The sequence below is a fragment of the Flavobacterium sp. LC2016-12 genome (assembly GCF_015351595.1).
In the GTDB taxonomy this organism is placed as follows: Bacteria; Bacteroidota; Bacteroidia; order Flavobacteriales; family Flavobacteriaceae; genus Flavobacterium.
Map to the genome: position 1 here is coordinate 896,877 of NZ_JADKPT010000001.1, position 16,151 is coordinate 913,027.

At 33.5% G+C, this 16,151-nt stretch carries 15 protein-coding genes; 6 read left to right on the plus strand and 9 right to left on the minus strand.

Going from position 1 to position 16,151, the window contains the following annotated elements; translation table 11 throughout:
* Positions 1-27: 27 nt before the first annotated feature.
* Together IRZ99_RS03705 and IRZ99_RS03710 are read right to left on the minus strand one after the other, a co-directional pair.
* Positions 28-1,224 carry a hypothetical protein gene (locus tag IRZ99_RS03705; RefSeq protein ID WP_194655981.1) on the minus strand — a complete coding sequence of 399 codons (1,197 nt, stop codon included), beginning with the start codon at positions 1,222-1,224 and terminating at the stop codon, positions 28-30.
* A gap of 49 nt (positions 1,225-1,273) precedes the next feature.
* Complete coding sequence (locus IRZ99_RS03710; protein WP_194655982.1) at positions 1,274-3,619, minus strand: TonB-dependent receptor; 2,346 nt, start codon at positions 3,617-3,619, stop codon at positions 1,274-1,276.
* Positions 3,620-3,959: 340 nt separating this feature from the next.
* On the opposite strand from IRZ99_RS03710, the gene IRZ99_RS03715 reads away from it, so the two are divergent.
* Both IRZ99_RS03715 and IRZ99_RS03720 read left to right on the plus strand, forming a co-directional pair.
* Positions 3,960-5,102 (plus strand): PepSY domain-containing protein, encoded by a 1,143-nt coding sequence (locus IRZ99_RS03715; RefSeq protein WP_194655983.1) that lies wholly within the window; start codon positions 3,960-3,962, stop codon positions 5,100-5,102.
* Positions 5,103-5,171: 69 nt separating this feature from the next.
* Positions 5,172-5,699 (plus strand): IS6 family transposase, encoded by a 528-nt coding sequence (locus IRZ99_RS03720; protein WP_228519007.1) that lies wholly within the window; start codon positions 5,172-5,174, stop codon positions 5,697-5,699.
* Between the two features lie 231 nt (positions 5,700-5,930).
* Here IRZ99_RS03720 and IRZ99_RS03725 read toward each other — a convergent pair whose 3' ends face one another.
* The 5 genes from IRZ99_RS03725 to IRZ99_RS03745 all read right to left on the minus strand — a co-directional run bounded on the left by IRZ99_RS03725 (position 5,931) and on the right by IRZ99_RS03745 (position 9,462).
* Positions 5,931-6,143 carry a hypothetical protein gene (locus IRZ99_RS03725; protein WP_194655984.1) on the minus strand — a complete coding sequence of 71 codons (213 nt, stop codon included), beginning with the start codon at positions 6,141-6,143 and terminating at the stop codon, positions 5,931-5,933.
* Positions 6,144-6,658: 515 nt separating this feature from the next.
* Positions 6,659-7,843 carry a DUF3570 domain-containing protein gene (locus tag IRZ99_RS03730; protein WP_194655985.1) on the minus strand — a complete coding sequence of 395 codons (1,185 nt, stop codon included), beginning with the start codon at positions 7,841-7,843 and terminating at the stop codon, positions 6,659-6,661.
* Positions 7,844-7,860: 17 nt separating this feature from the next.
* On the minus strand, positions 7,861-8,097 hold the full coding sequence (locus tag IRZ99_RS03735; protein WP_194655986.1) for a DUF4266 domain-containing protein: 237 nt from the start codon (positions 8,095-8,097) through the stop codon (positions 7,861-7,863).
* Positions 8,094-8,987 (minus strand): FAD:protein FMN transferase, encoded by an 894-nt coding sequence (locus tag IRZ99_RS03740; RefSeq protein WP_194655987.1) that lies wholly within the window; start codon positions 8,985-8,987, stop codon positions 8,094-8,096. The genes IRZ99_RS03735 and IRZ99_RS03740 overlap by 4 nt, the downstream gene beginning before the upstream one ends.
* Before the next feature lie 40 nt (positions 8,988-9,027).
* Positions 9,028-9,462 carry a thioredoxin family protein gene (locus IRZ99_RS03745; protein WP_194655988.1) on the minus strand — a complete coding sequence of 145 codons (435 nt, stop codon included), beginning with the start codon at positions 9,460-9,462 and terminating at the stop codon, positions 9,028-9,030.
* Between the two features lie 395 nt (positions 9,463-9,857).
* Between IRZ99_RS03745 and IRZ99_RS03750 the strand changes: the two genes are divergently transcribed.
* The 4 genes from IRZ99_RS03750 to IRZ99_RS03765 all read left to right on the plus strand — a co-directional run bounded on the left by IRZ99_RS03750 (position 9,858) and on the right by IRZ99_RS03765 (position 14,642).
* Positions 9,858-12,341 carry an arylsulfatase gene (locus tag IRZ99_RS03750; protein WP_194655989.1) on the plus strand — a complete coding sequence of 828 codons (2,484 nt, stop codon included), beginning with the start codon at positions 9,858-9,860 and terminating at the stop codon, positions 12,339-12,341.
* 216 nt (positions 12,342-12,557) lie between these two features.
* Complete coding sequence (locus tag IRZ99_RS03755) at positions 12,558-13,217, plus strand: BON domain-containing protein (protein WP_194655990.1); 660 nt, start codon at positions 12,558-12,560, stop codon at positions 13,215-13,217.
* A 26-nt stretch (positions 13,218-13,243) separates the two neighbouring features.
* The gene (locus IRZ99_RS03760; RefSeq protein WP_194655991.1) at positions 13,244-13,915 is read left to right on the plus strand and encodes a BON domain-containing protein; all 672 of its coding nucleotides are present in this window, start codon (positions 13,244-13,246) and stop codon (positions 13,913-13,915) included.
* A gap of 16 nt (positions 13,916-13,931) precedes the next feature.
* Complete coding sequence (locus tag IRZ99_RS03765) at positions 13,932-14,642, plus strand: TIGR00730 family Rossman fold protein (protein WP_194655992.1); 711 nt, start codon at positions 13,932-13,934, stop codon at positions 14,640-14,642.
* 102 nt (positions 14,643-14,744) lie between these two features.
* Here IRZ99_RS03765 and IRZ99_RS03770 read toward each other — a convergent pair whose 3' ends face one another.
* A complete protein-coding gene (locus IRZ99_RS03770) occupies positions 14,745-15,575 on the minus strand; it encodes a universal stress protein (protein WP_194655993.1) in 831 nt (276 codons plus the stop codon).
* Between the two features lie 70 nt (positions 15,576-15,645).
* On the minus strand, positions 15,646-16,125 hold the full coding sequence (locus IRZ99_RS03775) for a hypothetical protein (protein WP_194655994.1): 480 nt from the start codon (positions 16,123-16,125) through the stop codon (positions 15,646-15,648).
* Between the last annotated feature and the right edge of the window lie 26 nt (positions 16,126-16,151).

The following is a 16,151-nucleotide window of genomic DNA, read 5'->3' on the forward strand; positions in this document are numbered from 1 at the left end:
CCTTTAAATAACAGTTGTTTATACCGTTTATTTGTTTAATCTTGAGATCCAGTTTACATAATCTAAACCTTTAACTTCAATACCTTTTGTTAAACTGCCTGAATTGATATCGTAAGTGTAGACAAATTTACCATTTGTTTTGGATGACACTAAAATATAAGCTTTACCGTTTTCTACAAAAACAGGAGAAGAGCTTGTGTACTGACTTAACGGTAAATCTAATTTTGTTTTAGTTTTAGCCACTACGTCAACTACATAATATTCAAAAACGTCCGTACCGCTGTAATCATCGAAAGTTAAAAGAAGATCTTTTCTTCCCAAACGTGTAATTCCTTTTCCGTTTCCTAGATCGTAAAGGCCGTAAAATTCTTTGTTTCCGCTGCTAATTGCAGATAAATCAAAAAAGTAGTCAGAATTAATTTCTGTAGCACCATTGCTTACTTTGAAAATAGCACTTGGTTTATCGGCGATAGATCCCCAACGTTCTCCACAGTCCGTAATAATATAGAGGTCATTATTGTATTTTATAGTACCACCCATTAAAGTAGAAAATGTACCTAAAGCACCAGAACGTGTATCAGTATCAATTTGTAAATTACTCATAGAAGGGTAATCTACAGATGCAAGATAAGCAACAGAAGTACTTGTCCATCCAGAATGATAAACCGTATATGGCAAATATAATTTTCCATTATTTATTACACATCCTGAGAGATAAATTGCTTTATCTGTAGCCTGTAAACCTGTAACAGTCAATGTTCCTGATTTAGTGACAGACAAATCATCTGTATTGACAACGTTGTAAATAAGATCTGCACTTGGAGCTGAAGTTGATCCGTTCCATACAATAAGTGTGTTGTCATTTAACCAATATGACCATAAAGAATTACCTGCCAAAGTGATTTCTTTTGATAAAGTTAGGATATTCTTTTCAAACTTGTATTTAGATAGTTTTCCGTTAGCCAGATTATAATAAAACCCATTTTTAAACAATCTGCCGTTTCCTGTTATTTCTGCTCCGCTGCCATTCGCAGTTACAGATCCAGTAGCCAATGTTCCTGATGTCAGCATATAAGCTGCTGATGGATTTTCAACGCCTCCTGCAAAAACAAATTCTTCTCCGGTTGTCGTTTCGTCACTTTCTTTTTTATCATCATTGCTACAAGAAGTAAGACTTAGTAGGGCAAAACTCAATAAACTTAGAAATTTCAATTTAGTATTCATTATTATTAATTTAAGTTAATTACTATTATTATTATTATTATTATTATTATTATTTGATGAAGTATCTTAATTTGATATAAAAAGCTCTTCCTGCTTTTTGTAATTTGTAATTATCATATGCCTCTGAATCGAAGATATTCATACAGTCTAATGCAATATTATAAGTGCCATTTTTTAAGGAATAACTTATGCTCGCATTTTGAATAAACTGAGTTGGAATTCTGCTTTTACCAGCTTCAAAAGCCTTGCTTGGCCACGTTAGATAAAACCAGTGTATGTATTGTGAGTACCAGTCAAATTGAATTTTAGAATCTTTTCCTAGCCAGTTTTCCTTTCCATATCCTAAATTTCCATTAGCAAAAAGCCAAGGCTGATTTGGAATTCTGTCTAAATAGGCAGAAGATGCCTGATCTTTATTAATTGAATTGTTATAACTGGCATTAAAAGAAGCGTTAAATGCTTTATAAGTGTATTTAACATCGGCATCTGCACCAGTAATATCTACTTTTCCAACATTACTGTAAGTAGAAAATATGCCGCCTGGAAGTAAAAGAATAAAATCCTGTGCTTTTCTTATAAAACCATTTGCTTCAATTGAAAGGGATTCATAATCCTTTAAAATAAATTTATAATAAGCTCCCAGATTAAAATTATTACTGCTCTCTGGTTTTAACTTAGGATTAGCAAGGATATTAATCCCATCTCCCAATAATTCCTCAACTTCCGGAATTCTGTAGGTATGTTCAAAAGAAGCTTTAATTCCGCTGACATCATTAAATTTATATCTTAATGCTGTACCATATCCAAAATAATTATTGGTAAGTTCAGACTCTTCTTTTTTATAACCGGTCGCATTATAAAAAACCGCTTCTCTGATATAAGTATGCAAACGATAATTTTTTACAAATACAGAACTGCTTAAGCGATTATTAAAAGATTGATTTTCCCAGCCCAATCCCGCGATTGATTTATTTAATTTATTAGGAACATCCAATGCATTGGATTCCTGATTGCTTAAATTATAGTGATTGATACCTTCTCTTGAACTGTTGCTTAAATTGTAATTGAAACTGAATGTATTGTTTTCATTGAGTTTATAACCAAAATTCGCACGGCCGATTGTAAATTTATTTTCATATTTAAAAATTTGAAATGATCCCTGCTCTCCAAAATTTGGGTGCGTATCGATCACTTCGCCGTTCCAGTCATATTTATTGATTGAGATATCCGTATTGGTACTTTTGTCTATTGCATAAGAGGCATACAAATTGGCACTTAATCCGTCAATTAAAAAATTGTCTTTTTTATATTTTATGCTTGGCATTGTAAAATCTCCGGTAGAGTGGACTTCTCCAAAAATATTTTCCTGAGTAGCGCCTGTCTGGCGTTCTTTATAACGGTCGGCATATTGAAAACCAATAAGAAAAATATCTGCCCATTTTCTATTTCTAAAACCAGTTTCGACTTGTACCATGGTTGATTCAAAACCATCATTAAATCTTCTGAAATTGCCAGGAGTACTTTGACCAGATAAAGTGATATTTTTCATGATATAATTATTGTCTGAATAATTATAGAAACCATTTACACCAACTGTAAATCCAGTTTTTTCACTGGTGTATCTGCTGGATAATGCCGCTCGATGTGTATTAAATGAGCCATAGCTGTAACTGGCATCCAGATAATTATTGATATTTTGGTTGGTAACGATGTTAACAGCGCCACCTAATGCATCTGCTCCTAACGAAACTGGCACTACACCCTTGTAAACTTCAATGCGTTCAGCTAAATTTATGGGTATATTATTTAAAGACATGGTGCTTCCAAAATTTTCCATTGGAATACCGTCAATAAAAAATTTGATTTGTTTGCCCGATAATCCATTAACAGAAAAGTTAAAATCACCCCCTAAACCACTGGTTTCACGAATTCGAATTCCTGAAGTGCGATTTAAAACCTGATTTAAATCTGCTGAAGTATTATATAATTTTTTGAGTTCAATAGCATTTAAATTAAATGCCTGTTCACGCGCATGCTGTTCTTTTGATTTTCCGGTAACCTTAACTTCATCTAAAGCAGCAGTATCTTCTTCTATGCTTATTTTTTTAATTTTTAGATCTGACTTTTCTAAAGTTATTTCTATTTCTTTTGGTTTGAAGCCTATAGAGCTGATTACCAATTTATAGCTGCCTGGCGATGCGCTAATTTCATATTCTCCTTTTTCGTTAGTGAAGTCACTGTAAGAAGTTCCTTTTAGCGAAACAGAAACACCTTCTGCTGCTTTACCAGTATTGGATAGTACAATTCCAGAAATTTTGACTTTGCTATTTTGACTGTAAATATTGGCTGTAATTAAAAAAAAGGCTAATAAAAATTTAAATCCTAGTGCGCGCATTATTTTAAAATCTATAGATTAATTGCTTGCAAATATACTCCTAAAGCATTGTTAAAACAAAATAATTTTTAATTATTCTAAATAAAAACAATAAAGAATTAACTGTGTGTTATTTAATGAATTAGAAGATTTAAAGGTTGGATCCTTTTATTTTTGACAGTTAACGTGAATTACATTAACTGTAAATTTTAGAACTACTTTATTACTAATTGCTGTCAAATGTGGTAAAAGAGGCGAATTGATAGGCCAAATTTCAATTTTATTTTTTTTTTATATCTGTAGATTAAGATTGAATAAAAATAATATATTTTTGCGAGCGATTTATATGCCAAAATAATTGATGAGAAAAATTTTTAATAAAATTCACCTATGGATTGGTCTTATGACTGGGGTGGTAGTATTTGTAAGTATGCTTGCATCCAGTATTTATGTTTGGGATGAAGAGCTCTCTTTATGGTATCACCATGAAAAATATTTTGTGCCTGAGGTTAAAAATACGATTCTGCCTTTGGATACTCTTGTTTCTATTGTAAGGCAAAAACACCCTGAGGCAGATTACGTTCAAATTAGCAGCGATCCGCAGAAAAGTTATTATTTTACAAGTTATGTAGAAAATATTAAACCGCATTGGACAGCGGCAGGTGATTGCGAAATTTACAGCAACATTTTTATTGATCAATATACTGGAAAAGAGTTAGGTGAAGTAGATTTAAAGTACGATTGGATATATAATCTAAGAGTACTGCATCAAAATCTGCTGCTTGCATATGATATTGGCCATTACGTGGTTGGTTTTTCCACTTTATTTATCTTTATTTTAGTCGTTACAGGTATTTATTTATGGTGGCCAAAAAATAAAGCAGCGCTGAAGCAGCGAGTTTGGTTCCGCTGGAAAAATACTACCAAATGGAAACGTAAAAATTATGATATTCACAATATCGGAGGTATTTATACTTTTCTGTTTATTCTAATTTTTGCGGCGACAGGACTTGTCTGGACTTTTGAATGGTGGACGAATGGAATTTATGTTCTTCTTGGTAATGATCCTGAAAAGGTGTGGAGTAAAACACCTGAAATAAGTAAAGAAAAATCTAATAAAATTATGGATCCGCTGCAGTATATCGTAGCTGATATTAAAGTAAAAGTTCCAAATTGGTCGGCTATCGGATTATCAATTCCAGAAAATTTAGAAGAAGTTTCAGTACCTGTTAATTCGTTTATCAAACATGAAGGAACTTCAGGTTGGGATGAGTCGGATGTCTACACTTACAACAGCCGGACAGCCGAAAATTATTATACGGTTAAACAGGAGGATAAAACGCTTGGAGCAAAGTGGAGAAACAGTAATCTAGCCATTCATACGGGGAGTATATATGGTTTGCCAACCAAAATTTTAGCGTCATTTATCTCTTTGTTTTGTGCATTTCTTCCTGTTAGCGGGTTTTTAATTTGGTGGGGAAGAAATAATAAAAAGAAAAAGTAATACTGTAGTTTTAGGTTCTGTCGCATCTGGGAATAACTTTTATCTTTAGAATTTTAAACCCATCAAAAAATGAATGCGAAAGGTCATTGTTATCCAAAATATATTATTCTTCAGGCAGTGTATTTTAAATTAATATTTACACTTAGTTACCATGATGTTGAGGAAATAATGAAAATTAGAGGAGTGCTTGTGGATCATGCTACAATTCAGCGCTGGGATTATCAGTTTACACCTTTGCTTGAGTCAGAGATGAAGAAGCGAAAAGGCAGAGTGGGAGCGAGCTGGAGATTAGATGAGAGCTACATCAAAGTAAAAGGCATTTGGTGTTATTTATATAGAGCAGTAGATAAATTAGGCAATACAGTAGGCTTTCTATTGACCAGAAAAAGACAGAGAATGAGTGTTCAGTCATTTCTAATTAAAGCAATTAGTAATACCTGCCGGCCAAGAATAATAAATATTGATAAAATCGGTTCTAATACCGAAGCAATCAAAGTATATAATAAACATCCATTCTCAAAGATTGAAATCCGGCAGTGTAAATATCTCAACAATATTGCAGAACAGGATCATCGTTTTATCAAGTGGCGCATATAAAATGGATTAGGTTTTAAAAGTTTTGAATCGGCCAGACGAACATTGAGCGGAATTGAAGTTGTTCATATGTTGAGAAAGAATCAGATGATTGAACCAGGGATAACTACGTTTAAATCATTCTGTAAGTTGGCAGGCTAACTTTTAAATTACTTAAATTCTTATATTTGATTCTGACAGATGCGACAAAACCCAAGAAAAAGTTATTAAACAATCTATTTATCATATTGGATATTATTTGTCAAGTATATTTTTATAAATGATTCCATCTTTTATAATCAACAATAATGTTTTGTCATAATCTTCCATTATACTCAAATTTAAAATAGGATTTCCATCTACTAATATAAGGTCGGCATAAGCACCTTCTTCTATAACACCCAATTTGTTTGGTTGGCCTGAAGAAAAAACTTTAAAAGATGAATGGAGTCCACCAGCAGTTATCAAAACTTAATTTATTTGTTTCAAATAATAAACGAAATTAAAAGGGTTGTAAAAATGGAAATAAAAACAAAAAATATAACTTAATGTTTTTTTAAATAAAAAAAGGCTCCAATTGTGTTCAATTGGAGCCTTTTGGCTGTGGTGACCCCCACGGGACAAATTTCAACATTTTTTTTGGATGATTTGAAGAAATTGGCTTATTATATGTAGTTATCTGTCTTCCAGTGGCTTTGGTGATTTGGTTTGGATATCCTGTTGGGGATTGATGGAAATTTGTATCTAACTTTATTTTTTTTTATGAGAGTAGCATTAAAATCGTCTTAGCTTTTTATGGTAAGCAAGGTATCCCCTCCAATTTCCTAATAGATCAAAATTACCACAGTTCTTTTTGAAAGTTTGTTTAATTCCTGAATAAATGATTCCTAAATAAAAGAGCACTGATTATCTAAAATTATAAAACACCATCCTCAAACGACTTTGGTGGTTTTTAATGAATGTAATTTTGAATTTAGTTTTGACTATTTATACTTAATGTTAATACTAATAATATCCGAAGTCATATTTGTAGTTCTAGTATAATGACCATAACGAAGTTCTAAAGTATTCCAGTGTTTAAGTCCAAAGACTCCATTTAACGGCGTAAACTTCATGCCCATTCCAAAGAAACTACTGTCAAACTTTGACAAATCATAATTACTGGTGTAGTATTCATCGGCTGGGGTATGTTCACCATATGGTTTGAAATACTTCGTTCCGGTTTGAGTATAATATCTATAAAACGGACTCAGTGAGAATGCCTGCGTTAGTTTTATCGGAATTTCAAGATCAGCGGTATGAGCTTTTAAACTCCAGTCATCAGTATAATACCTGTAGTAAGCGCGGATAATTATATTGTCGCCTACGAAATAACTGGCACGGATTCCTAGTGGAATTTTCAGTCTGGTATCCGGCATTTTTTCCTGATGAACAGAACCATCTTCAAAATAAACTCTGTGAAATGGAAGACTCAAATAACCATTTTGACTGATAACATCTCCTACAAGCATTATCTGCAGGTCTTTGTTTATAACCTGCGAGTAACTCAAAGTTCCTGCAAAAGTATTTCGATTGGCACTGCCATAACCTTCTTGGCCTGGTGGACGCAGTTCAACCGGTTCAATTAGTTTTAACTGATCGATAAAGGTTTGAAACTTAGCTGTAAATTCTCCGTTTTTGTCTTTTGTTTTTTGTGAGAAACTAATGTTTCCTCCAAAAGACTGGTAATCAAACTCGGTTGATGATGAGACACCGATTCCAAGTGTTCTTCCTTTCTCTTCATTTTCTCTGAAATAAGTTAATGATGGATAAAAACGATTGTCTGAAGAGGATGCCGATGAATTGGCACTCAAATCAATCATATCTGATGATGCAGAGGTATAGTGATCAATACCTGCTTCAATATCAAAGGTATGCTTTATACCCGTTTCTCCGTACTTGACTAACTTAATATCAATAGTATTGGCGATGTCAGTAAGATGCTCAGAACCAATTCCTCCTGTAACAGCAGAATTGTTTCCGTCTTGTTTATAATAACTGGAAACCAGATTTACCTCTTCCAATTTTAATTTTCTGCTTTTGTAAGCTGTGGAATCTGTAGGTACATTTTGCGCTCTTACCTGAAATAATGCCAGTAAGGCAAATCCTGTAATGAATATTCTTTTCATTTTTAATTTTATGAAAATTAGTTACAACCGCAGCCGCCGCCGCTTTTTCCTGAATTTGCTCCGGAAGCTCCTTCACGGTAGGATTGAAAGCTGAGTTCTGTCTTTTCGATTTTCCTGTTAGAAAGTACCATTTCAGAATCGTTGATTTTTCCTTTTTGGTATTCTTTTACCGAAGTACAGGAGGTGAGTAGAATGCCTGTAAAAGCAATACTACATAATAATATTACGAGCGCTTTTTGTTTTGGCTTTTTCATTTCAGGTTGATGTTTTTTGAAGTGTAAATTTTATTGTTGTCGTCGATAATAATACAATATAGATCCGGAATCTGGTCAATTAGAAACAATCCTGCCTTAATTCCCATAACCGCTATTGGAGTGGCCATTGCATCAGCAAATTCAGCATTTGAAGCGATAATGGTAACACTTTTTATTCCGGTTATCGGTAGTCCCGTTTTGGGATCAATAGTATGCGAATATTTTTTTCCGTTGATGGTTACGAATTTTTCATAATTTCCAGAAGTGGCAACTGCCTTGTTAGATATCTCCATATAAGAAAAAGCAGCATTTGGGGCATCAGGATTGGCTACACCAATAGTCCATTTTTGACCGTTTGGTTGTAGTCCCCAGGCACAGAGATCTCCACTGGCATTTATAATACCACTATGAACATTATTTTTAAGCAGTATTTGTTTAGCCATTTCTGCGGCATAACCTTTTCCGATACCACCAAAACCAATTCGCATTCCTTTTTCTTTTAGAAAAACAGTACAATTCTGTTTGTCAAGAATAATATTTCGGTAATTAATAAGGTGGATCATTTTTTTTGCTGTCTGAGGGGCAGGAAGACTGGTCATTGTTTTGTCAAAATTCCACAGACTTTTGTCAAGACTTCCATACGAAATATCAAAAGCTCCTTGGGTAATTTTCGAAATTCCCGCAGCTCTTTCAATAAGATTAAAGACCTCCTGATCTACTTTGACAGGCTCTATTCCTGCATTTTGATTTATCAGATTGGTTTGACTGTCCTCTTTATAAGTAGTGAACAGTTTTTCGATCCTTCTGATTTCTTCAATGGCAAGATTGATATTCTCATTTCCTGTTTTCTCATTTCCGGCTACAACTGTAATAGTAAAGTTGTTTCCCATGAGTTTTAGGGATTGCGAATATTTTTGATTTTTTAATATGTTATTTTTTACTATCACAGATCGCTTTTATTTCTGCAGTCCATTGTTCAGGTGTAGTTTCAGGTTTACCGTGCCAGGTCTTGATTACTTTGCCATCAGCATCCAAAAGAAGGGTTAGAGGGAAACTACCTTCTTTGTTATAAATTTCGGCTAAATCTTCATTACGTTTTACTTGTTCCGGTATACCAATATTTTTCTTCTTTCTAGGAAAATCAGCATTTACCAATACTAAATTGGCATTTGCCATTTCTGTAAAAACAACACTTTCAAGATAGTCTCTGCGCAACACTATACAAGGACCGCACCAGTCAGATCCAGAGAAGTTCAATAAAATTAATTCGTGTTTTTCCTTTGCAATTTTTTTTGCATTATTAAAGTCAGGTTCCCAGTTTATAGGAAGCACTACTAATAGAAGAAACAATGTTAAGAGTTTCATTTTGTAGTTGGTTTTTAGATATATACGAAATAACGAATTGTTCTATATCTTATTTTTTTTATTTGCTTAAGATTAGATTAAGTTTTAATGAGACAAAAAAATATATCTATTCCACAGGTTTAAAATCAAAAAAGGATGACATGTACTTAAAATTTATAGGATTATAAAAAGAATCGTATTATTCAATATTTGTAATGATATTTTCAGCAAGCTTCAACAGCAAATATTTGTTTAAAAAGTTAGAATCTCAAATAATGATCTTTATCACTTTTCAGACTGATAAGGATCATTTTTTTTTAGAGGTTCTTGTTCCAATTTTGCTTGATAAATCATTTGTTACTTTGATTTAGTAGTATTATAAGTTTTCTTTTTTAGTTAAAAGATGACCTAAGAATATGGCTCAAAAAACAATAATCATTAATAAATATGGAATTATGAATACTGAAAAAAATGCTACTCTTACAAAAGGCATATTGCTTTTTATCTTATGTTTATTTTTCTGCAACATATCAAATAAATTATTAGCCCAAGCTGATCCTAGAGAAGTCAGAAAAGAAAATTTTCACGGAGTAATTAATTTAGATATTCGTAATTCAAAAGCAGATTGGGGACCTTACACACCTAAAGCGGCGCCAGCAGGTGCACCAAATATTCTTTTTATATTATTTGATGATACAGGACAAGCAGCGTGGTCTCCTTTTGGAGGAGGAATTAACATGCCAACATTGCAAAAATTAGCTGATAATGGTCTAATTTATACACAATGGCATACTACCGCTTTATGTTCTCCAACACGTTCAACACTTTTAACGGGTAGAAATCATCATCTAACAGGGAATGCCTCTATTACTGAAGGTGCGGATGGATTTCCGGGTGCGCACGGCCGTATTCCTGAACAATGTGAAACTATAGCACAAGTTTTACAGGAAAATGGCTGGAGTACTTTTTGGATTGGAAAAAATCATAATGTACCAGAGCAGGATGTTGCCTCAGGCGCAAGTCGCAAACAATGGCCTACACAATTAGGGTTTGATCGCTACTATGGTTTTCTTGGTGGAGAAACAAATCAATGGTATCCTGATTTAGTCGAAGATAATCATTTTACAGAAGCTTCTTATGGTCCTGAAGAGGGGTATCACTTATCTAAAGATTTAGCAGATAAATCAATTGAATATATTCGGGATCAAAAAGCTACAAATCCATCTAAGCCATGGTTTTTATGGTATTGCCCGGGTGCAAACCATGCACCTCATCATGCACCTCAGGAGTATATTGATAAATATAAAGGTAAATTTGATGAAGGTTATGATGCTTACCGTAAATGGGTTTTACCTCGTATGATTTCAAAAGGAATCGTTCCTGCTGATACTAAACTAACCGATTTAAATCCATTACCTCCAAGTGTTTCTAATCAAGGTGATTACGTAAAACCTTGGAATGCTTTGAAGCCAGATGAGAAAAAATTATTCTCGAGATTAGCTGAAGTATATGCTGCATTTTCTGAATATACAGATGCTCAGGTAGGCCGTGTAATAGACTACTTAGAAAAAAGCGGTCAGTTAGAAAATACCGTTGTAATTTATGCTGCTGATAATGGTGCTTCAGGAGAAGGTTCACCATCGGGTTCTGTCAATGAGAATAAATTTTTTAACGGATATCCGGACGAATTATCCGAAAATATGAAATACATCGATAAGCTCGGTAGTCCTGATACATACGAGCATTATCCTACCGGATGGGCTGCGGCATTTTCAACACCCTATAAAATGTTTAAAAGATACAGCGAATATGCTGGTGGAACTTGTGATCCTTTAGTAATTTCATGGACAAAAGGAATAAAAGCAAAAGGCGAAGTACGTAACCAATACCACCATTCCACAGATATTGTTCCTACAATTTTAGACATTTGTGGACTTGAAATGCCAAAAACACATAATGGCGTCGGACAATATCCTATTTCTGGAGTATCAATGCGTTATAGTTTTGATGGTAAACCAAATGATCCCACTCAAAAACACATTCAATATTATTCCATGTTAGGCTCAAGAGCAATCTGGAAAGATGGCTGGAAAGCTGTGGCACTTCATGCACCCTTGTCAGGGAAAGGAAATTTTGATAAGGATGAATGGGAATTATACAATGTGAATATGGATCGTTCAGAGGCTAATAATTTATCCAAAAAAAATCCGGATAAATTAAAAGAACTAATTGCCGCATGGATGGATGAAGCCGATAAAAATTTAGTACTTCCTTTAGATGACAGGACTGCAATAGAAGTATTAGCAACATTAAGGCCATCTGAGGAAAAAATGAGAGAAAGATATATTTATTATCCGGGGACAACTCCTGTACCCGAAGGGGTAGCTGTAAATATTCGTGGAAGATCATACAAAATCATTGCAGATGTAGAGATCAAAGACGCTTCTGTATCAGGGGTTATATTTGCACATGGTTCGCGTTTTGGCGGTCATACTTTATTTATTAAAGATGGAAAATTAAATTATGTCTATAATTTTTTAGGAATTGCTCCAGAGCAAAAATTCACCTCAATGGAAATTCTAAAACCTGGAAAATATACGCTGGGAATGGAATTCATTAGGGAAAAAACCGGAGAGCATGATGAACAAATTGGAAAGATGAAATTGTACATCAATGATAAAGTTGTTGCAGAAGGACCAATAAGAACACAAGCTGGGAAATTTACTCTTTCAGGAGACGGTTTATGCATAGGATACGATAGTGGTGATGCTGTAAGCAACGAATATAAAACACCGGGAACCTTTAAAGGAGGTACAATTTTAGGAGTTGGTATTTCTGTAGAGAAAATACAATATAATGATCTCCAAAAAGAAGCACAAAGGGCTTTGAATAAAGATTGACACTATGTTTAAAAAACTAATGTTAAATAAGAGAAACTTTAGAATCATTTGATTTTAAAGTTTTTTTTACAATTACTCAGGATGATTCAAATCACTTTTCATGTTGCTTAAAATCATTTTTTTTTCGATATAAATACATGAATTTTACTTCACAATAAGAAACTAAAATGCTTTGTTTATTATCATTCAAAGCTATAATTTTTAAATTTTTTTGCCATGAAAAAAAATAATGATGTTTTACTTAAAGAAGTAAAGGAAGCGATCAAATGGGAGCCTATCTTAAATTCTAACGACATAGATGTTAGCGTTAATGATGGTATTGTAACCCTTGGAGGTACGGTAGATAATTATACGCAGAAAAAAGAGGCGGAGCAAACTGTTAAAAATATTGCTGGTGTAAAAGCAGTTGTCGACGATGTAAAAGTTGATCTATATTTTTCAGCAATTAAAAGTGATACCGATATAGCTGCATCAGTTGTTAAGGTATTGCGTGAAAACTGGGCCGTTCCTGACCATCTGCTCAAAGTAACAGTAGAGAATGGATGGGTAACACTTGAAGGGATTTTGCACTGGAATTTTCAAAGAAAAGCAGCAGAGAATGCTATTCGTTATTTAGAAGGTGTTAGGGGAGTAATTGATAAAATAAAAATTGAGGCCGAAATAAAAAATGAACTAGAAAAGGAGTTCGTTGAAAAAGCGCTTCGTCGCAGCTGGTTGCTTGATATTGATAATATACGAGTTAGAGTCGATAATAAAACTATTACTCTAAGTGGTATTGTGAGTTCACTATTTCAGAAAGAGGAAGCAGAAAGAATTGCATGGAATACACCTGGTGTATGGTATGTAGATAATGAGCTTTTAGTCGAATTTGATTGATTTATGCAAACCTTAAATAAAAAAATATGAAAAGTAATGATATTTTGCAAAGAGAAATTCAAGAGGCGCTCAAATTCGAGCCTTTGCTGCATGCAGCCGAGATTGGAGTTATTGTAAAAGAAGGTGTATTTACCTTAACAGGAAATGTTGACATGCTTGTTAAAAAAACAGAAGCCCTGCATGCTGCAAAAAAAAATAAAGGTGTGGCAGCAATTGTAGATGAAATTCAGGTTATACTTGAAAAAACTTCCTATACCACTGATCAGGAAATTGCAACTCAAATTGTCACAAAATTGAAAGAGAATCAGGTCGTTCCGCAAAATACGGTTGGTATCATTGTAGAAAAAGGCCGTGTAACTGCAGAAGGTATTTTACCATGGAATTTTCAAAGAGAGCTCGCTCTGGAATTAATTAGAAACCAGAAGGGAGTAAGGGAAGTTACCAATAACATTAAACTTAAAAGAGAAGTATACGATCAGGTAGAGAAAGAATTACTGGAAAAGGCACTACAAAGACATTGGGCTTTTGATACAGACGAGATCGATATTGAGGTTGCAGGTGCAACAGTTCAATTATCGGGAACGGTTGGTTCAATTTTTCAAAAAGAAGAAGCGGAAAGAATTGCTTATAAAACCCCAGGAGTAATTAAAGTTATAAATCATTTAAAAGTGAATCTTGAACAGCCTTATTTGTGTTAAATAATTAAGTGAAATTATGATAGAGCAAAAAAATCAGAATGATAAGTCCGAAATTAAGTTTTTAGAAGGCCCTCAATCGAGATTTGCTGAACTGAAATTTATAATCATTACTTTATGGGAATTGATAAAATGCTTTCGTAAACTGTATTCTATTGGTCCCTGTATCACCTTTTTTGGATCTTCCCGTTTTAGGGAAGATCATTCTTATTATGAATTTACCAGAAGGGCAGCAGGCGAATATGCCAAACTTGGCTTTACAATAATGACAGGCGGAGGTCCAGGACTTATGGAAGCGGCTAATAGAGGAGCAAAAGAAGTTGGAGGAAAGTCTGTTGGTTGTAATATTAAACTTGCCGTCGATCAAATGCCTAACTCGTATCTTGATAAATGGGTAGAAGCAAAACATTTTTTTATTCGTAAAATACTTTTGGTAAAATATTCTTTTGCCTTTGTTGTAATGCCCGGCGGTTTTGGAACGCTAGATGAATATTTTGAAGCTCTTACGCTTATACAGACGGGCAAGATTAAAAATTTTCCGATCATAATTTTCAATACACAATACCATAAAGCGCTTATTGAGCATATTAATCTAATGAAAAGTGAGGGAACCATAAATGATGCTGATTCGAAATTATTCATGATTACTGATAATATTGAACAAGCAAGACTTTTTATTATTGAGCATAGTATTAAATATTATGGATTGAAACCAAAATTTCAAAAATAGTAAACCTTAAAGTTAAGTTTTACTATTAACTTATAAAGAATAGGATTTAAAAAAAATAATAATTGGCAGGTTAAATCATATTTCTGATTTTCCTGCCAATTATTATTTTTTTAGTACAAGCATTGGAGTTCTGGTATTGAAGCCTTTTTCAGAAGTTTTAAGGGGCTGAAATAATTGCTCCAACCAGTTTCGGTTTTCTTTGGCAAACATGGTAATGATGGAAGGTTTGACTTTCATAATGTCTATCTGAAGATGTCGCAATAATGACACTTCCGGATTTAACTTTTTGAAATAAAAAGCTACTTTATCAGATTTAAATTTATGTTCTATTTTATTTAATTTTTTGTTGATTTCTTCTTCCTCTGTAAAAAAATCATAATGATATACGGCAATCGAGGCATCAAATAAGGTTCCAAATTTTTTAATCAAAGGCAGTTCGTGTTCAATGTTTTCTAAATCAGATGGGTATAAAACGGTACTTAATTTTTTTATTCTGTAATGTCTTGGAACAACCAGAAGTGGGATTGGAGAGTCATGTAAGATTCTTGTCGTATGACTTCCTAATAGCTTATTTACAAGACCACCGCCTCTTGTACTCATACAGATATAATCGGCCTTGATTCTTTTGGCACAATTTAAAATGGCTTCGCTTACATCAAGCTTATTTTCCGCAATATAAGTTGTCTTACCTGGTTGTTTATTGGTTTGTCTGTATAGCGTATGTACAAATTTTATAAGAGCTTGTTCCTGTTTTTTGTTATCTGGCTCCGGAAGACCTACAAAAGTAACAGCAGAAAAAGGATCAATAATAAATGACGTATTTACATATAGAAATGTAAGTTCATAACCTATTTGAGATGCCAGCTGAATAGCAAAACGTACAGCTACTTTGGAGCTATGAGATAAGTCGGTTGTAACAAGTATTTTTTTCATGCTTTCTAGATTTTTGATCGGGTACGAAGCCCTAATTGTTTTAATTAATGACGAATTCGGTTTATTATTATTATTTTGAAACAAACTTCATTTCATTAACATAAAGATTCATTTTTTTCCAGTGCTTGTGATCGATTGTCGCGGTATCAATATCAGTAGTCCAGTCAAATCCGGGAAATAATTTTAACCTGTTTACAACGCGTTTTTTATATCCGAATGAAAAGCGATCCCCCCGCATTTGAAACTCTATATTCTTATTATCATTCGTCATGTTCTTGTATAAAATTGTTTGTGTTTTCCAGTCACCACCCCAGGTAAGGAAGGATTTAATAAAACATAAAACTCCAACAATAATGAATGCCAGTAACTGTGATCTTGATTTTTTTAATTTTCCAAATAACTGGCTTGCTATAAGTACAAAAGTTAAAGCTGCAATAAAAAGGATGATAAAATGAAGTATTGAATTATTGATATATAATGGAGTATAACGATTCACTAGCGTAAGTGTAGCAGCTATGAGAAACAGAGTATACAGTATTGTAGTTTTCATATTTTCATATTGTTAATAGGATAAAA